5 protein-coding genes and 1 pseudogene are annotated in these 6,526 nt (G+C 74.8%); 2 read left to right on the plus strand and 4 right to left on the minus strand.

The features are described 5' to 3' along the window. A pseudogene (locus tag ACOJUF_RS19265) lies at window positions 1-191 on the minus strand (glycosyltransferase family 1 protein); the annotation flags it as partial. Between the two features lie 133 nt (window positions 192-324). Between ACOJUF_RS19265 and ACOJUF_RS19270 the strand changes: the two are divergent. Together ACOJUF_RS19270 and ACOJUF_RS19275 are read left to right on the plus strand one after the other, a co-directional pair. Then, on the plus strand, window positions 325-1,725 hold the full coding sequence (locus tag ACOJUF_RS19270; RefSeq protein ID WP_420123437.1) for an alpha/beta hydrolase-fold protein: 1,401 nt from the start codon (window positions 325-327) through the stop codon (window positions 1,723-1,725). 1 nt (window position 1,726) lies between these two features. Further along, a complete protein-coding gene (locus ACOJUF_RS19275) occupies window positions 1,727-2,671 on the plus strand; it encodes an NAD-dependent epimerase/dehydratase family protein (RefSeq protein WP_420123438.1) in 945 nt (314 codons plus the stop codon). Between the two features lie 107 nt (window positions 2,672-2,778). Here the strand turns inward: ACOJUF_RS19275 and ACOJUF_RS19280 are convergent, their stop codons facing one another. From ACOJUF_RS19280 to rfbB, 3 genes are read right to left on the minus strand one after another with little or no spacing between them, the layout of a single operon-like run. Next, window positions 2,779-3,891 (minus strand): glycosyltransferase family 4 protein, encoded by a 1,113-nt coding sequence (locus ACOJUF_RS19280; RefSeq protein ID WP_420123439.1) that lies wholly within the window; start codon window positions 3,889-3,891, stop codon window positions 2,779-2,781. Between the two features lie 7 nt (window positions 3,892-3,898). After that, window positions 3,899-4,879, minus strand: a complete 981-nt coding sequence (gene rfbD, locus ACOJUF_RS19285) for a dTDP-4-dehydrorhamnose reductase (RefSeq protein WP_420123440.1) — start codon at window positions 4,877-4,879, stop codon at window positions 3,899-3,901. Continuing rightward, window positions 4,879-5,874, minus strand: coding sequence for a dTDP-glucose 4,6-dehydratase (rfbB, locus tag ACOJUF_RS19290; protein WP_420123441.1), 996 nt, complete (start codon window positions 5,872-5,874; stop codon window positions 4,879-4,881). Before rfbB ends, rfbD begins: the two co-directional genes overlap by 1 nt. Window positions 5,875-6,526: the final 652 nt, after the last annotated feature.

A 6,526-nucleotide genomic window follows, 5' to 3' on the forward strand; every position in this document is an offset into this window, starting at 1 on the left:
AGCCGCCGCGGGCCGGCCGCCCCCGGCACCCGGGCGGCCGCCGGATCCCGGTGCCAGGCGGTCACGGTCCGCACCTGCCACCCGGCCGGCGGGCCGGCCGCGAGCGCCGCCGTGATCTCCCGCGTGTAGCGGCCGGTCCCGCCCGGCACCGGCGCGAGGAGCTGGTCGACGACCACGGTCAGCACGGGCATCGGAACAGGTAAGCACAGGTCAGCGGGAGCGTCCCGGCCGCCCGGACCATTACCCCCGCGTCACGGGCCCGCGGCCTATCGTGGTCCGATTGCCGGGGCCGCCGGCGCCGACGGCCGGGAAGGGGGAGTTCGGGTGGGGGTGTCCCTCCTGGACGGCGCGCTGCCCTGGGCGCTGCTGGTGCTCGGCACCGCCGGCGGCGTGTTCCTGCTGGCCCGCCGGGAGTCCTGGTGGTGGCGCCGGGTGGTCCCGGGCACCGTCGTGGCCAGTGCGGTGCTGGCCTGGATCGTGGGCAACACGGTGGCCAAGTCCCTGATCGGCCAGGATCTGACCTTCTCCGACCAGTTCTGGATCGGCGTCGCGCTGGCCGGGATCATCCTCGCGATCGCCTCGTTGTTCGGCACCCCGTGGTGGCGCAAGGCGGTTGCCATCCTGGCCGGGCTGCTCGTCGTGGCCATGGCCGGCAACCAGATCAACCGGTCCTACCTGCAGTACCCCCGGCTCGGCGACCTGTTCGGGCCCACCACCAGCGAAGACGTCCTCCCGGCCCGCTCGACCGCGGCCTCGTCGGCCGCGCTGCCGACCGCACCGCTCACCCAGGCCTGGACGCCGACCGGCGCAAACATCCCGTCCGACGGGGGCAAGGTCACCACCATCGCCCTGCCCGGCACCACCTCCGGGTTCCAGCCCCGGGAGAGCTACGTCTACCTGCCGCCGGCCTACTTCGCCGACAACCCCCAGCCGCTGCCCGTGCTCATGCTGTTCCACGGGGTGCCTGGCGGACCGGGCGACTGGAACCTGGGCGATCGGGTCAAGGGCGTGATGGACGCCTACGCCGCCGAACACGACGGCATCGCACCGGTGGTCGTCATGCCCGACGCCACCGGCGGCCAGGTGGACAACCCGCTGTGCACGGACTCCAACCTGGGCAAGGTGGGCACCTACCTGTCGGTCGACGTACCGGCCGCCGTCCGGTCGCAGCTCCTGGTCGACCCGCATCCCGAGCACTGGGCCGTCGGTGGCTTCTCCTACGGCGGCACCTGCGCCTTCCAGCTGGCCACCCGCTACCCGGACCTCTTCCCCTCGTTCCTGGACTTCGCGGGCGAGGAGGAGCCCTCCCTCGGCTCACGCGCCGACACGGTGCAGAAGGCGTTCGACGGGGACACGGCCAAGTTCAAGGCGATCAACCCGCTGGATCTGCTCGCGGCCAACAAGTACCCGAACTCGGGCGGCTGGTTCATCGTCGGGGCGGACGACTCGGTGATGATGCCGGGGGTCAAGAAGCTGTACGCCGCCGCCCAGGCGGCCGGCATGGACGTGCAGTACTGGGAGGTCCCGGGTCTGGGCCACGACTGGGGCGTGCCGGTGGCCGGCCTGACCCACGCGATGCCCTGGCTGGGCCAGCGGATGGGCATCACCGGTCCCGACGCCGCCGCCTCGTCCGGACCGTCCACCCCGTCCACGGCGTCGCCCACCCCGTCCACCGGGTCCGCCGCGCCGCCGCCGGCCCCGACCGGCCCGACCCCCACGTCCTGACGTGCGCGCCCTGGTCACCGGTGGCGCCGGGTTCATCGGCTCGTTCCTCGTCGACCGGCTGCTGGCCGACGGCCACCGGGTCACGGTGCTGGACGACCTGTCCCGGGGCCGCCGGGTCAACCTGGCCCCCGCGTTCGCCGCGTACCCGTCCGCCCTGACCCTGGTCGTGGCCGACATCCGGTCCCCGGAGGCGGCCGCGGCGATCGAGCGGGCCCGCCCCGATGTGGTGTTCCACCTCGCCGCCCAGATCGACGTGCGCGCCAGCGTCGCCGACCCGGGCCGGGACGCCTCCGTGAACGTCCTCGGCACCATCACCGTGGCCGGCGCCGCCTGCCGCGCCGGCGCCCGCAAGATCGTCTTCGCCTCGTCCGGCGGCTCGATCTACGGCGAGCAGCCGATGCTGCCGACCGCCGAGGACGCCGTCCTGCATCCGCTGTCGCCGTACGCGGTCGCCAAGGTCTCCGCCGAGCTGTACCTGCAGTCCTTCGCCCACCTGCACGGCGTCCAGGTCACGTCGCTGGCGTTCGCCAACGTCTACGGCCCCCGCCAGGACGCCGACGGGGAGGGCGGCGTGGTGGCCGTCTTCACCCGGGCGCTGCGGCAGGGCCGGCCGACCCGGGTGTACGGCGACGGCAGGAACACCCGGGACTACGTCTTCGTCCACGACGCGGTCCGCGCCCTGGTGCTCGCCGCCGGGGACGGCGCGGGCGGCTTGCGGATCAACATCGGCACCGGGGTGCAGACCAGTGACCGGGACCTGCACACGCTGGTGGCGCGGATCGTCGGCGCCCCGGACCGGCCCGAGGTCGCCCCCGCCCGGCCCGGCGACCTGCGCCGCTCGGCGCTGGACGCCACGCTGGCCCGGGAGCGGATCGGCTGGACACCCGAGTACGACCTGGCCGACGGCATCGCCATCACTGCGGCCGCCCACCCCGGCGAGCGCTGATCGGCCGTCCGCCGCCACCGGGCCGCACCGTCCATGGGCCGCCGGCGCCCCCGACCCCGGCGACGCGCCGGGCGGGCATGGGCGGCTCGGCGCCGCGGGTCGGGCGGTCAGTCCGCGGCGATCCGGTAGGCGTGGACCGTCCGCTCCGCGCACCGGTCCCAGGTCCACTGCGCGGCGTACGCCCGGCGGGCCGCCCGCGCCTCCGGATCGGTCCCGGCCCCCAGCAGATCGGCCAGCGCACCGGCCAGGGCGTCGGAGTCGCCGACCGGGAAGACGGCGGCCGCCCGGTCGCCGGTCACCTCCCGCAACGCCGGGATGTCGCTGACCACCACCGGGGTGCCGGCGGCCAGGGCCTCCAGCGCCGGCAGCCCGAAGCCCTCGTCCCGCGACGGCATGACCAGCGCCCGGGCGCCGGCCACGATCGTCTCCAGGTCCCCGGCCGGGGCGTAGTCCTGCACCTGCACCCCGGGCGCGCCGACCAGCTCGGGCCCCCATCCGGGCGGCCCGACCAGCAGGAGCGTGGGCACGTCGGGCCCGGCCGAGGCGCGCAGCGCCCGGTAGGCGGCGACGAGCGTGGGCAGATCCTTGCGGGGCTCCCGGGTCCCGACGAACAGGAAGTAGTCGTCCGGCAGGGCGAGCCGGCGCCGGTCGGCCGCCGTCGGCGGCTCGACCTGCAGCCACGACGGCTGGACACCCAGCGGCGTCGGCACGATCTCCGGGGCCAGGTCCGGGTAGGCCTCCCGCACCCGGTCGGCCGTCGTCCGGGACGGCGTGACCACCACCGCGGCCCGGCGCAGCGCGTCCGGCACCAGCGTCTGCAACCGGCGGCTCGCGTCGTCGACCACGTCGGGCATCGTCAGGTAGGCGATGTCGTGGATCATCACCACGCCGCCCAGCCGGCCGATCGGCGGCAGGACGAAGTTCGTGCCGTGGTAGACGTCCAGGCCGCGGGTCAGCACACTGATCGACGGGGCGTTCCACCGGGACCAGGCCAGCTGCATCGCCCGGGCGGAGAACCGCACCGACCGGGTCCGGACCCCCGGCGGCACGGCCGACCGCAGCTCGCCGGCCCCGCGCAGGGTGATGGCCAGCACCGACACCCGCACGTCGGTCCGCCGGACCAGCGCCGTCATGAGGTGCTCGGTGTAGCGGCCGACGCCGGTCCGGCGGCCCAGCAGCGGGGTGCCGTCCAGCGCGACGTTCAGCACGCGATCGGCCACCGTCGGCTCACCCCCCGGCGGGGACGCGGAAGGCGTCCGGGGTGGCCGCGAACCCGGCGGCCAGCGCGTCCCGCCACGGCCGGAGCGGGGTCAGACCGGCGGACGTCCAGGCCGCGCCGGACAGCACCGAGTACGCCGGCCGCGGGGCCGGGCGGGGGAACTCCGCGGTGGTGGTCGGCCCGACCCGGTCGGGGTCCTCGCCCAGCTCGGTCAGGATCGCCCGGGCGAACCCGAACCAGGTGGTCTCGCCGGCGTTGGTCAGGTGCAGCACGCCGCCGGGCACGGTCCGCCCGGCCAGCTCGAGCAGGCCCGCCGCCAGGTCGACGGTGTAGGTGGGGGTGCCGCGCTGATCGTCGACCACCTTCAGGGTCGGCCGGGTCGCGGCCAGCCGGGCGATCGTCTTGACGAAGTTGCCGCCGGTCGCGCCCCAGACCCAGGCGGTGCGGACGACGTGGGCGTCCGGGTGGGCCGCCAGCACCCGCTGCTCGCCGGCCAGCTTGGACGCGCCGTAGACGCTGCGCGGGCCGGTCGGGTCGTCCGGCCGGTACGGCTCGGTGCCGTCACCGGGGAACACGTAGTCGGTCGAGACGTGGATCAGCCCGAGGCCCAGGCGGCGGGCCGCCTCGGCCAGGTTGGCCGGACCGTCGGAGTTCACCGCGAAGGCGGCCGCCCGGTCGGTCTCGGCGTCGTCGACGGCGGTGTACGCCGCGGCATTGATCACGACCCCCCGCTGCCCGGCCTCGGCGGCCTGCGCGGCGAGATACCCGAGGCCGGCCTGCACCGCCGCCTGGTCGGTCACGTCCAGCTCGCGCGACCCGACGCCGAGCACTGCGGTGCCGGCGGCCCTGGCCCCGGCCACCAGGTCGGTACCGAGCTGCCCGCGGGCCCCCACCACCAGCAGCCGCACGCCGTCCGGACCGACGTCCGCGCCGGTCTCCGCGCCGGTCTCCGCGCCGGTTTCCGCGCCGGTTTTCGCGCCGGCGGGCATCACCGGTCGATCGCCGAACGGGCCTTGAGCGGCTCCCACCAGTCCCGGTTCTCCCGGTACCAGGTGATCGTGTCGGCCAGCCCCTGGTCGAACGGCACCAACGGCTGGTAACCGAGCTCGCGGGAGATCTTGCCGTGGTTCACCGAGTACCGGAGGTCGTGACCACCGCCGCGGGGGTCGACGATCCGCTCGATGAAGGACTCGTCCCGGCCGGTGGCCTCGATCAGCTTGGCGGTCAGCTCGGCGTTGGTCAGCTCGGTGCCGCCGCCGATGTTGTAGATCTCGCCGGGGCGCCCGCCGGCCAGCACCAGGGCGATGCCCCGGCAGTGGTCGTCGACGTGCAGCCAGTCCCGGACGTTGCGGCCCTGCCCGTACAGCGGCACCGTCAGCCCGTCCATCAGGTTGGTGACGAACAGCGGGATGACCTTTTCGGGGAACTGGTACGGCCCGTAGTTGTTCGAACACCGGGTGATCGTCACCGGCACGTCGTGGGTGCGGGCGTACGCCCGCGCCAGCAGGTCGGACCCGGCCTTGGACGCCGAGTAGGGCGAGTTCGGCAGCAGCGGCTCGTTCTCGTCCCAGGATCCCTGCTCGATCGAGCCGTAGACCTCGTCGGTGGAGACGTGGACGAACCGGGCCAGCTTCGTGTCCAGGGCGGCCTGGAGCAGGTTCTGGGTGCCCAGCACGTTGGTCAGGACGAAGTCCGCACCGCCCAGGATCGACCGGTCGACGTGCGACTCGGCCGCGAAGTGCACGACCGCGTCGGCCTCGGCGACGAGGTCACGGACCACCTCGGGGTCGCAGATGTCGCCCTGGACGAAGGTGTACCGCTCGGAGTCGTCGACCGGTTCGAGGTTCGCCAGGTTGCCCGCATAGGTGAGCTTGTCGAGCACGGTGACGTCGGCACCCTCGAGACCGGGGTACACGTCCGCCAACAGATGCCGGGTGAACGTCGAACCGATGAAGCCCGCCCCACCGGTCACGAGAATACGCATGGTGACGCATTCTGCCGCATGGTCGCGGGTCGTCCCGACCGTCGCGCCGGCCGACCCCCGATCGGGCAACGGGATGACCGGGGCGTGTGCCCGGAACCCTCGGAGCGACACCGAAGGTCACCGGAATCTCAGGTCGCCGCGGTTACCCTGGCAGCGATCCGGCCGGGATCGCGCCCGGTTCCCGGGCAACCGGAGCCGGGCCGGGAGCGTCCTGGGTTCCCGGACGAGAAGTGCAGGGCAGTGAAAGGCACGACGTGGGCAACGCTCGCCGAGCGCGATATTCCAGAAGTGACAGTGGTCCCACCGGCGGGCCGACCGGGCCGGCCCGGAGCTCCGGAAGGGCGGCGACATGACGAACCCGGATCGCCCCGATCCGCAGCGCGGACCCCGCCGGTACGGCCCCAGCTCGAACCGGGCCTGGTCCGACGCGGACCGCACGCCGCGCCCGGCCCCCTCCGGATCCTCCGCCCCGGCGGGCCGGTCCGGGCCCGACCGGCCCGCCCGGCGCCAGCCCGACCCCACCCGGCGGATGCCCAGCTACCCGCCGCCGGGTGCGGGCAGCCCGCCGCCCGCCTACCCGCCGCCCGCCGCCTACCCACCGGCCGGCGGGTACCGGCCTTCCTACCGGCCGATGGAGCAGGACGTCGCCCCG

The organism is Nakamurella sp., assembly GCF_048594475.1.
GTDB lineage: Bacteria > Actinomycetota > Actinomycetes > Mycobacteriales > Nakamurellaceae > Nakamurella.

Coding starts and splice junctions, on each gene's coding strand:
- rfbB (WP_420123441.1), bottom strand. CDS start 5,874: ATGCGTATTCTCGTGACCGGTGGGGCGGGCTTCATCGGTTCGACGTTC.
- rfbD (WP_420123440.1), bottom strand. CDS start 4,879: ATGCCCGCCGGCGCGAAAACCGGCGCGGAAACCGGCGCGGAGACCGGC.